Below are 14704 nucleotides of genomic sequence, written 5' to 3' on the forward strand. Positions count from 1 at the left end.
ACATCGAGGCAGGGTAGCCCAGGGCGCGACAAATCGCACCCGCTGTTTCGCTCAGCCAGCCCTGGTAATGCCGTGTTTGCGCAGTTTTCGATACAAGGTATTGCGGCTGATGCCCAGGTGCTCGGCGACGCGGGTCAGGTGCCAGTGTTTTGCCTCCAGGATATCCATCAGTGCCTGCCGCTCCGCGTCCTGCAAAACTTCGGCACCCATTGTTTCACCGTCAATTCCTGACCTAACGCTGAACCTGTGGGAGCGGGCGAGCCCGCGAACGAGGGCAACGCCCTCGCCCTGTATTTCCTGATAGGACGCCTTCGCGGGCGCGCCCGCTCCCACAGGGTTGGCGCTGCTGCGGACAATTGCAGGGAGATCCGAAAATGCAATACAGGGTTCTTCGCAAAGCGCCACCAGGGTACGCAGCACATTACGCATCTGCCGCACGTTCCCAGGCCAGGCGAAGTCGAGCAGCGCCTGCCGTGCCTTGGGTTCAATGTCGATCAGTTGCCCTTGCGCCTCCTGGCGCAGCAGAAAGTCCAGCAACTGTGCCTTGTCACTACGCTCACGCACCGCCGGCAACGCCACTTCCAGACCATTCAGGCGGTAATACAAGTCCTCGCGGAAACTGCCTTGCTCCACCCGCTCCAGCAGGTCCCGGTGAGTAGCGCTGACAATGCGCACATCCACCGCTTGCGGTTCGCCGCCAATCGGCACCACCTGGCGCTCTTCCAGCACCCGTAGCAGGCGGGTTTGCAGCGCCAGTGGCATGTCGCCGATCTCGTCCAGCAGCAAGGTGCCGCCATCGGCCTGCAACAGCTTGCCGCGCATACCTTCCTTGCGTGCACCGGTAAAGCTGCCGCCGCGATAACCGAACAGTTCGCTTTCGATCAGGCTCTCGGGGATCGAGGCGCAGTTGACGGCGACGAACGGCTTGCCGCGCCGCCCACTGGCCTGGTGCACCGCCTGGGCGAAGGCCTCCTTGCCGCAGCCGGTCTCGCCGCGCAGCAACAATGGCACGTCACGTTCAAACACCCGAACGCTACGGCGGAATTCGCTCTGCAACGCAGGATCGAGCAGGCAGATGGCCGGCTCCGCCTGCTGCATGGGCAAGGGTTGAGCGACAGGCACCGACCAAACCGGCGCACGGGCCTTTCCGCGCATGCAGGCGAATACCTGGCGGCCATCGCGCGTTTGCAACGGCCAGACGGTACTGCCGGCAGGCGTCGCCCGGCTGAACAGTTCGTCGTGGCTACAGGCAAAAAAGCGCTCCACGGGTTTGCCCAGCACACCACCACGCACGCTGCCCAGCAGGTTCAACGCACTCTGGTTGGCAGCGCAGATCCGCCCATCGCCGTCGAACGCCAGCAAGCCCTCGCTGAACAGGCCGACCGACTCCGCTTGCAGGTGAAAGCGCAGCAGCCACTGCTGCTCGAAATGGCGCAGGAAATAACAGCTTTCGATCATCTTCGCCGACAGGTTGACCAGCGCCATGGTGTGGAACTGGCTCTGGCGGGAAGCGTCGGTCCGGGCCGACGACACATCGAGCACCGCCAGCAACTCACCATGCGGGTCGAACACCGGGCTGGCCGAGCAGGTCAGGCCGGTGTGGCGGCCACGGAAGTGTTCGTTCTGGTGAATGGTCAGTGCCTGGCGTTCGACCAGGCAGGTGCCGATGCCGTTGGTGCCCTCACGTGCCTCGCTCCAGTCGGCGCCCAGCCACAGCCCGGCACGCTCGAAACTGCGCCGCTCGGTGGGCGCGCTGACGCAATTGAGGATCACCCCACGGGCGTCGGTCAACAGTACGGCGTGGCCCGCCCCGGAAAGCTGCTGGTGCAGGCTGTTCATTTCATGGTCGGCAATGTGCAGCACCTGGCGCAGGCGCTCGCGGCTTTCCAGCAAACGCCCATGCTCAAGCACCACGGGCGCTTCGATCAGCGAAGGGTCGAGGTGGTAGTCCTCCAGGCAGCGCAGCCAGGAGCGGGCAATGGACGGGTCACTGCCGCCCTCCCCGGCGCCACCATGGGCCACGGTATGGACTTGCTGGGCATGACGACTGAAATGATTGCTCTGCATTTGTTGTAGTTCTCCGCAGATAGAGAGTACCGCCAGCATCCTCCACCCGGGAAGGCTTTGCAATGCACCCTCCCGTGACGTGTCGCAAATGGCACAAAGTGTCACCCCTGCGCGTACCGGGGCTGGCACACAGCGCGCTTACCGAACCCATCCGGATGACCCAAGTCATTGAATTCACTGGCGTGCGAAACGCTGGCCCAACCTTTGCTCTACGCTTCTCAACTCCTCAACAAAACTAACAGCCAGGAGACACACCATGCGTTACGCACATCCCGGTACCGAGGGCGCGAAGGTTTCCTTCAAGAGCCGCTACGGCAACTACATCGGTGGCGAGTTCGTAGCTCCGGTCAAGGGGCAGTACTTCGAAAATACCTCCCCGGTGAATGGCAAGCTGATCGCCGAATTCCCCCGTTCCACTGCCGAAGACATCGACAAAGCGCTCGATGCCGCCCACGCCGCTGCCGACGCCTGGGGCCGTACGTCCGTGCAGGACCGCTCCAATGTGCTGTTGAAGATTGCCGACCGCATCGAGCAGAACCTTGAACTGCTGGCCATTACCGAAACGTGGGACAACGGTAAGCCGATTCGCGAAACCCTGAATGCCGACATCCCGCTGGCGGTCGACCACTTCCGTTACTTCGCCGGCTGCATCCGCGCCCAGGAAGGCGGCGCAGCCGAGATCAACGAAGGCACCGTGGCCTACCACATCCATGAGCCGCTGGGCGTGGTCGGGCAGATCATCCCGTGGAACTTCCCGATCCTGATGGCCGCCTGGAAGCTGGCGCCTGCACTGGCCGCCGGTAACTGCGTGGTGCTCAAGCCTGCCGAGCAGACGCCACTGGGTATCACCGTGCTGCTGGAAGTGATTGGCGACCTGCTGCCACCTGGCGTGCTCAACGTGGTGCAAGGCTTCGGCCGCGAAGCCGGTGAAGCCCTGGCCACCAGCAAGCGCATCGCCAAGATCGCCTTCACCGGCTCGACCCCGGTGGGCTCGCACATCATGAAGTGCGCCGCCGAGAACATCATTCCATCTACCGTGGAACTGGGCGGCAAGTCGCCGAACGTGTACTTCGAAGACATCATGCAGGCCGAGCCGAGCTTCATCGAGAAGGCCGCAGAAGGCATGGTGCTGGCGTTCTTCAACCAGGGCGAGGTGTGCACCTGCCCGTCGCGGGCACTGGTACAGGAGTCGATCTACCCGCAGTTCATGGAAGTGGTGATGAAGAAGGTGCTGCAGATCAAGCGCGGCGACCCGCTGGACACCGACACCATGGTCGGCGCCCAGGCATCGCAGCAGCAGTTCGAGAAAATCCTGTCGTACCTCGACATCGCCCAGAAGGAAGGTGCCGAGCTGCTGACCGGCGGCAAGGTCGAAAAACTGGAAGGCTCGCTGGCCACCGGTTACTACATCCAGCCGACCCTGCTCAAGGGCAACAACAAGATGCGCGTGTTCCAGGAAGAAATCTTCGGCCCGGTGGTCAGCGTCACCACCTTCAAGGACGAAGCCGAGGCCCTGGCGATTGCCAACGACACCGAGTTCGGCCTGGGCGCCGGCGTGTGGACCCGCGACATCAACCGTGCCTACCGCATGGGCCGCGGGATCAAGGCTGGCCGCGTGTGGACCAACTGCTACCACCTGTACCCGGCGCATGCGGCGTTTGGTGGTTACAAGAAGTCCGGGGTTGGGCGTGAAACGCACAAGATGATGCTCGATCACTATCAGCAGACCAAGAACCTGCTGGTGAGCTACGACATCAACCCGTTGGGCTTCTTCTAAACCGCGTCGCCTTCTTCGCGGGCTCGCCCGCTCCCACAGGGACCGCGCAAGGCTCCCGACCTGCGCAGTACCTGTGGGAGCGGGCAAGCCCGCGAAGAGGCCAGACCTGCTCTGGCTCGCTTCCTGCAGTACCCATCACCATCGGCCCGGAACCCTTCCGGCCACCAAGAAAAACAACAGGTGAAACTATGCCAAGCGATCATTCCGCCGGCTCGCCGGCAGGCTCCTCTGTCGATTTCGAAAAAGTCGGCTCAGACTATTTCCAGCAACGTGAACTGAAAAAAGGCGCCGCAGGCTGGGTACTGCTGGTCGGCCTGGGCGTGGCCTATGTCATTTCCGGCGACTATGCCGGCTGGAACTTCGGCCTGGCCCAAGGCGGCTGGGGCGGCATGTTCCTCGCCACCCTGCTGATGGCCACCATGTACCTGTGCATGTGTTTCTCGCTGGCCGAACTGTCGTCGATGATCCCCACCGCAGGCGGCGGCTACGGCTTTGCCCGCAGCGCCTTCGGCCCGTGGGGCGGGTTCCTGACCGGCACGGCAATCCTCATCGAATACGCCATCGCACCCGCCGCCATCGCCGTGTTCATCGGTGCTTATTGCCAGTCACTGTTCGGCATCGGCGGCTGGGCGATCTACCTGGCGTTCTACATCGTGTTCATCGGCATCCACATCTTCGGCGTGGGGGAAGCACTGAAGCTGATGTTCATCATCACCGCCATCGCCGCCATTGCCCTGGCGGTGTTCCTGGTGAGCATGGTGCCCCATTTTGATGCAGCCAACCTGTTCGACATCGCCAAAACGGACGCCGTGGGCGCCAGCAGCTTCCTGCCGTTTGGTTACGTGGGCGTGTGGGCGGCCATCCCTTACGCTATCTGGTTCTTCCTGGCTGTCGAAGGCGTGCCGCTGGCAGCTGAAGAAACCAAGAACCCCAAGCGCGACCTGCCTCGCGGTCTGATTGGTGCCATGCTGGTATTGCTGGCCTTTGCCCTGCTGATTCTGGTGGTCGGCCCCGGCGGTGCAGGCTCCGAAGCACTGAAAGCCTCCGGTAACCCACTGGTCGAGGCATTGTCCAAGGCCTACGGCGGCAGCACCTGGATGGGCGGCTTCGTCAACCTGGTCGGCCTGGCCGGGCTGATCGCCAGCTTCTTCTCGATCATCTACGCCTATTCCCGGCAGATCTTCGCCCTGTCCCGCGCCGGCTACCTGCCGCGCAAGCTGTCGGAAACCAACAAAAGCAAGGCTCCGGTGCTGGCCCTGATCATTCCCGGCATCATCGGCTTTGCCCTGTCGCTGACCGGCCAGGGTGACCTGCTGATCCTGGTTGCCGTATTCGGCGCTACCCTTTCCTACGTGCTGATGATGGCCGCACACATCACCCTGCGCATCCGCCGGCCGAAAATGGAGCGCCCGTACCGCACCCCCGGTGGCATCTTCACCTCGGGCATTGCCCTGGTGCTGGCCTGCATCGCCGTGGTGGCCGGTTTCCTGGTCGACCCACGGGTGGTGATTGGCGCCGCAGTGATCTATGCGGTATTAATTGCCTACTTTGCTTTCTACAGCCGCCACCACCTGGTTGCGGGCACACCGGAAGAGGAATTCGCCGCGATCCAGAAGGCCGAAGAGGCCCTGCACTGATCGTCGCCACCCGCCGCGGGGCAACCCGCGGCTCTGGAGATTCTGTATGGCAAGTTTCGTACACACGGTCGGCCACCTGGTCTACCGCTTCGACAGCCTCAAGGACGTAATGGCCAAGGCCAGCCCGGCACGGTCCGGTGACTATCTGGCAGGCGTCGCCGCCAGCAACGACGGTGAGCGTGTCGCCGCGCAGATGGCGCTGGCCAATATCCCGCTGACGCACTTTCTGAATGAAGCGCTGATCCCTTACGAGGCCGATGAAGTCACCCGCCTGATCATCGACACCCATGATGCCCAGGCCTTTGCCCCGGTCAGCCACCTGACCGTGGGCGGCCTGCGCGACTGGCTGCTGAGCGAAGAGGCCAATGAAGACAGCCTGCGTGCCTTGGCGCCTGGGCTGACACCGGAAATGGCGGCAGCCGTTTCGAAGATCATGCGCGTACAGGACCTGGTGCTGGTGGCGCAGAAAATCCGCGTGGTCACCCAGTTCCGCGGCACCATGGGCCTGCGCGGGCGCCTGTCTACCCGGCTGCAACCCAACCACCCGACCGACGAGCCGGCCGGCATTGCCGCCAGCATTCTCGACGGCCTGCTGTACGGCAACGGCGACGCCATGATCGGCATCAACCCGGCCACCGACAGCATCGCCTCGATCTGTACCCTGCTGGAAATGCTCGACGCCATCATCCAGCGTTACGACATTCCCACCCAGGCCTGCGTGCTGACCCATGTCACCACTTCGATCGAGGCTATCAACCGGGGCGTACCGCTGGACCTGGTATTCCAGTCCATTGCCGGTACCGAGGCGGCCAATGCCGGGTTCGGTATCAACCTCAACGTATTGCAGGAAGGTTACGAAGCGGGCCTGTCGCTGAAGCGCGGCACCCTGGGGCAAAACCTGATGTACTTCGAAACCGGCCAGGGCAGCGCGCTGTCGGCCAACGCCCACCATGGCGTCGACCAGCAAACCTGCGAAACCCGCGCCTACGCGGTGGCCCGTCACTTCAAGCCGTTTCTGGTCAATACCGTGGTCGGCTTCATCGGCCCGGAGTACCTGTACAACGGCAAGCAGATCATCCGCGCCGGCCTGGAAGACCACTTCTGCGGCAAGTTGCTGGGCGTGCCGATGGGCTGCGACATCTGCTACACCAACCACGCCGAAGCCGACCAGGACGACATGGACACCCTGCTGACCCTGCTGGGTGTGGCCGGGATCAACTTCATCATGGGCATCCCCGGCTCCGACGACATCATGCTCAACTACCAGACCACCTCTTTCCACGACGCGCTGTACGCGCGCCAGACCCTGGGCCTGAAGCCCGGGCCGGAATTTGAAGCGTGGCTGGCCCGCACCGGCATCTTCACCCAGGCCGATGGCCGGGTGCGCTTTGGTGACAACCTGCCGCCGGCCTTCCGCCAGGCCTTGGCACAGCTTGCATAGGGATGACCATGGACCATCGCACGCCTACCCCCGACAACCCTTGGCTGGCCCTGCGCAACCTCACCCCGGCGCGCATCGCCCTGGGCCGCGCCGGCACCAGCTTGCCGACCGGGGCGCAGCTGGACTTCCAGTTCGCCCATGCCCAGGCCCGCGATGCCGTGCACCTGGCCTTCGACCATGCCGGCCTGGCTACCCAACTGCGTGACCAAGGGCGCGAAAGCCTGGTGCTGCACAGCGCCGCCAGTGACCGCCACCAGTACCTGCAGCGCCCGGACCTGGGCCGGCGGTTGAACGAAGAATCGATTGCCACCCTGCGCCAGCACGCTCAGGCCAACCCCGGCGGCGTCGACCTGGCCATTGTGGTTGCCGATGGCTTGTCGGCCCTGGCCGTGCATCGCCACACCCTGCCATTGCTGGCCCGCTTCGAGGAACAGGCCGCCGCCGACGGCTGGAGCAGCGCCCCGGTGGTGCTGGTCCAGCAGGGCCGCGTAGCAGTGGCCGATGAGGTCGGTGAACTGCTGGGTGCACGCATGACAGTGATGCTGATCGGCGAACGCCCGGGGCTCAGCTCGCCCGACAGCCTTGGCCTGTATTTCACCTACGCACCGAAGGTTGGCCTGACCGATGCCTACCGCAACTGCATTTCCAACATCCGCCTGGAGGGCTTGAGCTACGGCATGGCGGCGCACCGGCTGCTGTACTTGATGCGCGAAGCCTGCAAACGCCAGCTTTCCGGGGTGAATTTGAAGGACGAAGCCGAGGTCCATAGCCTGCAGAGCGAAGACAGCACCAACCAGAAAGGTAACTTCCTGCTCGGCAAAGGGTAAGAAACATGTCACGGAAGGCGGATTGCACTTGTGCAGCGCATTGGGCAGCATGCCCTTGAACGCTGCAGGCATTCCGCTGTTTCCCTAAATGGACTCTGAGGGCCGCACATGCGCATCATCAAGGCAACCCTGGAACACCTCGACCTGCTCACGCCGATGTTCGTCAAATACCGTGAGTTCTACGGGCAACTGCCCTACCCCGACAGCTCGCGCAGCTTTCTGGAAAAACGCCTGAAACGGGGTGAATCGGTGATTTACCTGGCGCTACCGGATGATGACGACAGCAAGCTGATGGGCTTCTGCCAGTTGTACCCAAGCTACTCGTCACTGTCGCTGAAGCGGGTGTGGATACTCAACGATATCTACGTGGCCGAAGATTCGCGGCGCATGCTGGTGGCTGACCACCTGATGCGTGAAGCGAAGAAAATGGCCAAGGAGACCAATGCCGTGCGTATGCGGGTATCGACCAGCGCGGACAATGAGGTAGCGCACAAGACCTACGAATCCATCGGCTTTCGCAAAGATACCGAGTTCGAGAACTACATCCTGCCGATCAGCCAGGATTGACTGTACCGGCCTCTTCGCGGCGGCTCGACGCCTCGATGAACCCGCTCCCACAGGTAAAGCGCTGCCTTCAAGGTTGGTGAGATCCCTGTGGGAGCGGGTTTACCCGCGAAGAGGCCGGCACAGGAATGCACCCTCACCGTAACCCCCCGCTACAAACTCCCCGGGCATGTTCTTCACTTAGCCGTATAATGCCCCTCCTGTCATGTGTGAAAATTTACCCATCCCCAGGTAACCGAGCCTACGCCCCAGAACACAGGTGCTGTACATGGATTTCAACCCGCTGGACCTTATCCTGCATCTCGATGCCTATCTCGATCTGCTGGTCACCAATTACGGTCCCTGGATCTACGCCATCCTGTTCACCGTGATCTTCTGTGAAACCGGGCTGGTGGTCATGCCCTTCCTGCCGGGCGATTCGCTACTGTTCATCGCCGGCGCCGTGGCCGCAGGCGGGGGTATGGACCCGGTACTGCTGGCTGGCCTGTTGATGGCTGCCGCCATCCTCGGCGACAGCACCAACTACGTGATCGGCCGAACGGCCGGCGAGCGGTTGTTCAACAACCCCAACTCGAAAATCTTCCGCCGCGACTACCTGCAACGCACCCACGAATTCTATGAACGTCACGGCGGCAAGACCGTGACCCTGGCGCGTTTCCTGCCGATCCTGCGCACCTTCGCACCGTTCGTCGCCGGCATCGCCCGCATGCATTACCCGCGTTTCCTCGGTTTCAGCGTTGCCGGTTCGCTGCTGTGGGTCGGCGGCCTGGTGACCTTGGGCTACTTCTTCGGCAACGTGCCGTTCATCAAACAGCACCTGTCGCTGATGGTGGTGGGCATCATCGTGCTGTCGCTGGTGCCGATGATTCTTGGCCTGCTGCGTGGCCGCCTGGGCCGTGCGGCCAAGGCTCACTGAACGCCTGAAAATGTGGTCCTTCAGCGCCTGGCGGCGCAAGCGCACCCTGGCGCGCTACCCCATCGCTCCCCAGCAATGGCAGGCCGTGCGCCAGCGCCTGCCGATGCTGGACGGCATCAGTGACGAAGAAGACCACTGGCTGCGCGAAGCCTGCATCCTGTTCCTGCTCGACAAGCACCTCACCTGCCTGCCCGGTGTCGAACTGGACGACGAGCAGCGCCTGTTGCTGGCCGCCCAGGCCCAGTTGCCGCTGCTGCACCTGGGTGAGTTGAACTGGTACCAGGGCTTTCACGAAATCATCCTGTACCCCGACGACTTCAAGAGCCCGCAACGCCACCGCGACGCCAGCGGCGTGGAGCACGTGTGGGACGGCGAGCACAGCGGCGAGGCCTGGCAACAGGGCCCGATCATCCTGGCCTGGAACGGCGTGCTGGCCAGTGGCGGCTGGGAGGCCTACAACCTGGTCATCCATGAACTGGCGCACAAGCTCGACATGCTCAATGGCGATGCCAACGGCCTGCCGCCATTGCACAGCGGCATGCCAGTGGATGCATGGGCAACGGCCATGCAGCAGGCGTACGACGACCTCAACCGCCAGCTGGACAACGACCCCGACGCCGAAACCGCCATCGACCCGTATGCCGCAGAAAACCCGGCAGAGTTCTTTGCCGTCACCAGCGAATACTTCTTCAGTGCCCCCGACCTGCTCCAGCAGGCTTATCCACAGGTCTACCAGCAATTGTCGCTGTTCTACCGCCAGGACCCGCTGGCGCGCCTGCTGCGGCTGCAGGCGGATCACCCCGAATACCGCGAAAGCCACGCCTGACGGGGCCGCACATCAGGCCAGGCGTGGCATGCCCCGGCAGAATATGCCTATAATCGCCGCCACTTTTTTGGTCAAACACGGGGGCACTGCCCAATGAGCTACAGCAAGATTCCGGCGGGCAAAGACCTGCCGAACGACATCTACGTCGCCATCGAGATCCCGGCTAACCACGCGCCGATCAAGTACGAAATCGACAAGGACAGCGACACTCTGTTCGTCGACCGTTTCATGGCCACCCCTATGTTCTACCCGGCCAACTACGGCTTCATCCCGAACACCCTGGCCGACGACGGTGACCCGCTGGACGTGCTGGTCGTTACCCCTTACCCGGTAGCACCAGGCTCGGTTATCCGCGCCCGTCCGGTTGGCGTACTGAACATGACCGACGACGGCGGCGGCGACGCCAAGGTCATCGCTGTTCCTCACGACAAGCTGTCGCAGCTGTACGTTGACGTGAAGGAGTACACCGACCTGCCAGCCCTGCTGATCCAGCAGATCGAGCACTTCTTTGCCAACTACAAAGATCTCGAGAAGGGCAAGTGGGTCAAGATCGAAGGCTGGGAAGGCGCCGACGCCGCCCGTGCCGCGATCACCAAATCGGTTGCTGCCTACAAGGGCTGATACCGGTTTGAAAAAGAACCCGCTTCGGCGGGTTTTTTTATGCCCAAAGCGACGTCGAAATCCTTTATCGGTAAAAAATCCTACGCAGTCCTACACCAACGCCCTACAAGCAGGCACATTTCCTACAAATACCATCAACAAGCGGTTCATTTCCTTGCGGGTACCCCATCGCTAGACTCGCGGCATGAACACTTCCGGCGACCGCCTCAAAGCCCTTCTCCACGAATGCGGCCTGACCTCTTCCGATTTCGCCGCCCAGCGCGGCGTTACACCGCAACACGTCAACAACTGGTTCAACCGCGGCGTTCCGCTGGCCCGCCTGGACGAACTGGCCGACCTGTTCTGTGTGCATCGGCGCTGGCTGCGCACGGGCGAAGGGCCCAAACACCCAAACCCTATCCAGCGCAACTGCCCGCCACGGCCGGCCCCCGCCAACCCGCCCAGCCCACTGTGGGCGCACCGTGCCCGGGAGCTGAAAGTACCCTTTTACGAACTGCGCAACGGCCTGCTTGCGCCGGTAGCAAACAAGCACCTGCGCCTGCCCGAAAAAGCCCTGAGAAGGTTGGGCGTGCATGCGGACAACGCGATCTGCATGGCCATGCCCGACAGCAACATGGTGCCGTTGATTGCGCAGCAGGCTACCCTGGCCATCGACCTGGGCATGAAACGGGTGGTGGAGGGTGAAACCTATGCCCTGCTGCACAACGGCGTGCTCAGGGTCAACAACCTCAGCATCGGCCCGCAGAACACGCTTTATCTGCACAGCCATGACCGATACAACTACGCAGTCGAACGCTACACCCCTAGCCAGCGCCATGCGCAGGGTCTGGAGATTATCGGCTGGATATTCCACTGGTCGCATTTCCGCCAGCAGCGGCCCGGCTGAAACAACCTGTGCCATTTTTTGCTGGGCATCCTGCGCGTGCCCTTGTATGCTACGCCGCACATTCAGCCCCGACCGGCGCGAGCCGCGGTCCAGAGGGCTCGGCGATATCCCACACGGGTGTCTGCCATCTCTTTCAGGCCCTTGATGGCCACACAGTTAAGGCGATTGCGGCTTACCATAAATTAGTCGGAAGCGTCCCCGAGAAGCCGGCCACAAGCCGGCTTTTTATTTGTCCGAAGAAATCCCCACCAGTCCTTTCCGCCGATGGCCGAAGACTCTACAAAAACTCAGGCCCTAGGGGGGAGCAATTGGGTTGCAAGGGACTTCATACAGAACCTAGGAAACGAGTTATCAAACCTAGCCGACCGTGGGTTAAGGTGGTCATAAATCGTAGGCCGGCCAAGCCAAGTCTTCTCTTGGACCTGTTTCAAGCGCAACACACGACCTGAGCTGTTAACTGTTACCATGGCTTCCTCCGTCTTCACCAAACAGAACAAGCCTAGCCAGGTGTGACTGCCAACAAAACCACGGTGCCATGGCAGCTGTAGATTTTAGTCCCGACGAAGCCCAAAAATTTGGTTCCCAACTCCCACAAATTGGTTCTTCGCCGCGTTCTTTGGGCAGCCCTCAGGCCAAGCTCGCTGCTACCGGCTGAAAGCCTACCATCTCCACATTGATCCGAGTTTGTGCTCACCGTCGTCTGTGGATCTCCCCTCAAACAGCGAAATGTCGTAGGATTTCTGAAGGGCGGGCCTATCTGGACTCAGGCTCAGAATCTATCCGGCAAGACCGGGCAAATACAAGAAGGATTCTTATGAATTCTAATTTCTATCTGCCACGCAAATTATCCAACAACAATGACTTATTCACCGAAGACGCGCTCTTAAATACCTCAAAATTTGTCGTAATACTAGCTGAGCCGGGCGCTGGCAAAACGGTACTCATGGAGAGTATCGCGCAGAAACTGGACACGATCGTTTTGACGGCCAATCGTTTCAAGCACTCTCCCTTAAGAGAAGAGAACTCCCCATTAGTTATTGATGCATTCGATGAACTCGCCAAGGTCGATCCCTCAGGAATCTACGCGCTACTAAGCAAAGCGGAGTTATCGAAGCCCACACACGTCTATCTATCCAGCAGATCAAGCGAGTGGGGAAATGCTAACAACGTTGCTTTTAAAGAGTTTTTTGGCTGTGAGCCATTCATTGCAAGACTCTGTGAATTCACAGAATCAGAGCAAAAACTAATTTTTGAAAACTACTCACCTGAAGAAAGCTTTTTAAATTTCCGATCTGAAGTTTCTAAGTTCGACTTACAAGATCTTCTTCCAAACCCTCAGTTTTTAAAGCTCTTCGCAGATGCGTACATTGAGAGCAATCGACACTTCCCTGATAAGAAGTCAATTTTTTCTCTAGCAGTGGAACGTCTAGCAAAAGAAGCAAACCTTGGCACATCTAGAACAACAAATACACTCTCCACCAGTAAAAAAATAGACCTTTCCTCAGAAGTTTTTGCCAAACTGCTTCTAGCGGGCTCAGATGGTGTATGTATAAGCGAATCTACCGAAGAGCGAATGTATCCAGCGCTAGAAGCCTTATTTATTCACCAACAGCCGAACAGCAGCATATTAGCAACCCGATTATTTAAACCTGGTGATTGTGTGGATCATCACCGGCCTGCTCACAAAATAGTCGCAGAGTATTGCGCCGCCGATTATCTTACCAAGCGGGTAGTAGATCCAAGCGACTCACTAAATTTAGCAAAGTGCCTTCCTATTATAGCGCCAAACTCAGCGGTAAGGGATGAGCTTCGCGGCCTTCTAGGCTGGATGGCCTCTTTAGGCGATAAGTCAACTCAAGAACAAATAATTGAATTAGATCCATACGCAGTACTAGCGAACGGTGATCCTTCGCAGCTATTTAGCTCTTCAAAAAAACTACTCATTAGTAAACTTGTCGAAATTGAAACAACTGACCCATACTTTCGACGAAGTGACTTATGGCGCAGATTTAGCGTTGCAGGATTCTTTACGGGCGAGACAATAGAGGATATAAGGCCATTACTAAAAACAAAAAGTGACGGCCATTTACGAAATCTTATACTCGAGCTTCTGATGGGTTCATCCGCAGCTAGCCTCCTGAGAGATGAGCTCCGCCACTTGCTTCTTACACCCGAGGAGAGCCAAAGCACTCGAACATTAGCAATGAGGTGTCTACTTGAGGTTTCCGACTATGATCACCTTGGAGATTTAGGTGTTTTAATATTCGAAGCTACTAGCATCTCCCTTACTCTTTCGGCCAAAATAATTGAAAAACTACTTCCATCGTCAATCAGCCACGATCATATTGCTGCTTTCCTGAGAGTCTGCGCTCATCTTTATCCTGACACTGAATATCGCGAACGAACCGTAGGCTCTCGATATTTCATTAAAAATCTAATTTCCGAATTAAATCTAGAAACCACTGAAGTTCTTCTAGACAAGCTAACCGAAGGTTTGGTGTGTACCTGCAAAAAAAAATCGTTTGAATGCAGTTGCCGCAACGGCATAAGTAAAATTATCGGGTCTCTTCTAGACAGGTACTTTGAGCTCTCTGCCCCACCATTTGACTCCATTCGGATTTGGGGCTGGGTCGAAAATTTAAATTTCATCAATCAACATGGAGCTAACCAGAGCATAGCGGTCAGTACGCTTCAAGAAAACATTAGACTACGATATGAAATAATAGCATATGTATTTTCCAGCCTTACTGACAGTGATGAAATATTTCAAACCAAGCTTCATCACTTTGATTTATATGCGCACTCTGGACTAACCCTAACAGAAAAAGATTATAGATTCATAATTGACTTAGCTTTTGAAATAAACAACCCACGATTATGGGCAAGCTTTATAGCCCATCACAAATTTTATAGGGTCATCAGCGATCGTGGCCCAGACACCTTGCGTAGCCACATGCGCGAGCAAGCAAATATCAAACCTACATTTATGCGTGAGTGGGCTAAATCAAACCGCGTTGCAATTAGTCATGCCCGTGAGTACGACACTTATCGACTATTGCGCAGCAGGAAATTTAAACGCCACAAAATTAGAGAAAAAATATCCACGCACGAAATATTGAATACATAAAGAGTCACCGTGAAC

General features: G+C 59.0%; 12 protein-coding genes. 10 read left to right on the forward strand and 2 right to left on the reverse strand.

The window, feature by feature from the left end:
• Nucleotides 1-51 precede the first annotated feature (51 nt).
• Nucleotides 52-2067: a sigma-54-dependent Fis family transcriptional regulator gene (locus ACIQUI_RS26280; protein WP_403203633.1), complete on the reverse strand. Its 2016-nt coding sequence runs from the start codon at nt 2065-2067 to the stop codon at nt 52-54.
• A 256-nt stretch (nt 2068-2323) separates the two neighbouring features.
• Here ACIQUI_RS26280 and ACIQUI_RS26285 point away from each other — a divergent pair, with 256 nt between their 5' ends.
• From ACIQUI_RS26285 to ACIQUI_RS26325, 9 genes are all read left to right on the forward strand, one after another.
• Nucleotides 2324-3844: an aldehyde dehydrogenase family protein gene (locus ACIQUI_RS26285; RefSeq protein ID WP_403203635.1), complete on the forward strand. Its 1521-nt coding sequence runs from the start codon at nt 2324-2326 to the stop codon at nt 3842-3844.
• Between the two features lie 188 nt (nt 3845-4032).
• Nucleotides 4033-5481, forward strand: coding sequence for an ethanolamine permease (eat, locus tag ACIQUI_RS26290; protein ID WP_403203637.1), 1449 nt, complete (start codon nt 4033-4035; stop codon nt 5479-5481).
• Between the two features lie 46 nt (nt 5482-5527).
• The gene (locus tag ACIQUI_RS26295) at nt 5528-6922 is read left to right on the forward strand and encodes an ethanolamine ammonia-lyase subunit EutB (RefSeq protein WP_403203639.1); all 1395 of its coding nucleotides are present in this window, start codon (nt 5528-5530) and stop codon (nt 6920-6922) included.
• Between the two features lie 8 nt (nt 6923-6930).
• Complete coding sequence (gene eutC, locus ACIQUI_RS26300; RefSeq protein ID WP_403203641.1) at nt 6931-7749, forward strand: ethanolamine ammonia-lyase subunit EutC; 819 nt, start codon at nt 6931-6933, stop codon at nt 7747-7749.
• A 108-nt stretch (nt 7750-7857) separates the two neighbouring features.
• Nucleotides 7858-8316, forward strand: a complete 459-nt coding sequence (locus ACIQUI_RS26305) for a GNAT family N-acetyltransferase (protein WP_403203643.1) — start codon at nt 7858-7860, stop codon at nt 8314-8316.
• Between the two features lie 265 nt (nt 8317-8581).
• The gene (locus ACIQUI_RS26310; RefSeq protein WP_403203645.1) at nt 8582-9229 is read left to right on the forward strand and encodes a DedA family protein; all 648 of its coding nucleotides are present in this window, start codon (nt 8582-8584) and stop codon (nt 9227-9229) included.
• Between the two features lie 10 nt (nt 9230-9239).
• The gene (locus tag ACIQUI_RS26315; protein WP_403203647.1) at nt 9240-10055 is read left to right on the forward strand and encodes a zinc-dependent peptidase; all 816 of its coding nucleotides are present in this window, start codon (nt 9240-9242) and stop codon (nt 10053-10055) included.
• A gap of 93 nt (nt 10056-10148) precedes the next feature.
• Complete coding sequence (ppa, locus tag ACIQUI_RS26320) at nt 10149-10676, forward strand: inorganic diphosphatase (RefSeq protein WP_003255365.1); 528 nt, start codon at nt 10149-10151, stop codon at nt 10674-10676.
• A gap of 184 nt (nt 10677-10860) precedes the next feature.
• Nucleotides 10861-11562 carry a helix-turn-helix transcriptional regulator gene (locus tag ACIQUI_RS26325; RefSeq protein WP_403203649.1) on the forward strand — a complete coding sequence of 234 codons (702 nt, stop codon included), beginning with the start codon at nt 10861-10863 and terminating at the stop codon, nt 11560-11562.
• A 287-nt stretch (nt 11563-11849) separates the two neighbouring features.
• On the opposite strand, the gene ACIQUI_RS26330 is transcribed toward ACIQUI_RS26325, so the two are convergent.
• The gene (locus tag ACIQUI_RS26330) at nt 11850-12029 is read right to left on the reverse strand and encodes an AlpA family phage regulatory protein (RefSeq protein ID WP_403203651.1); all 180 of its coding nucleotides are present in this window, start codon (nt 12027-12029) and stop codon (nt 11850-11852) included.
• A 347-nt stretch (nt 12030-12376) separates the two neighbouring features.
• On the opposite strand from ACIQUI_RS26330, the gene ACIQUI_RS26335 reads away from it, so the two are divergent.
• Complete coding sequence (locus ACIQUI_RS26335) at nt 12377-14689, forward strand: hypothetical protein (protein ID WP_403203653.1); 2313 nt, start codon at nt 12377-12379, stop codon at nt 14687-14689.
• The last annotated feature ends 15 nt before the right edge of the window (nt 14690-14704 follow it).

This window comes from Pseudomonas sp. NPDC090592 (assembly GCF_044769185.1).
In the GTDB taxonomy this organism is placed as follows: Bacteria; Pseudomonadota; Gammaproteobacteria; order Pseudomonadales; family Pseudomonadaceae; genus Aquipseudomonas.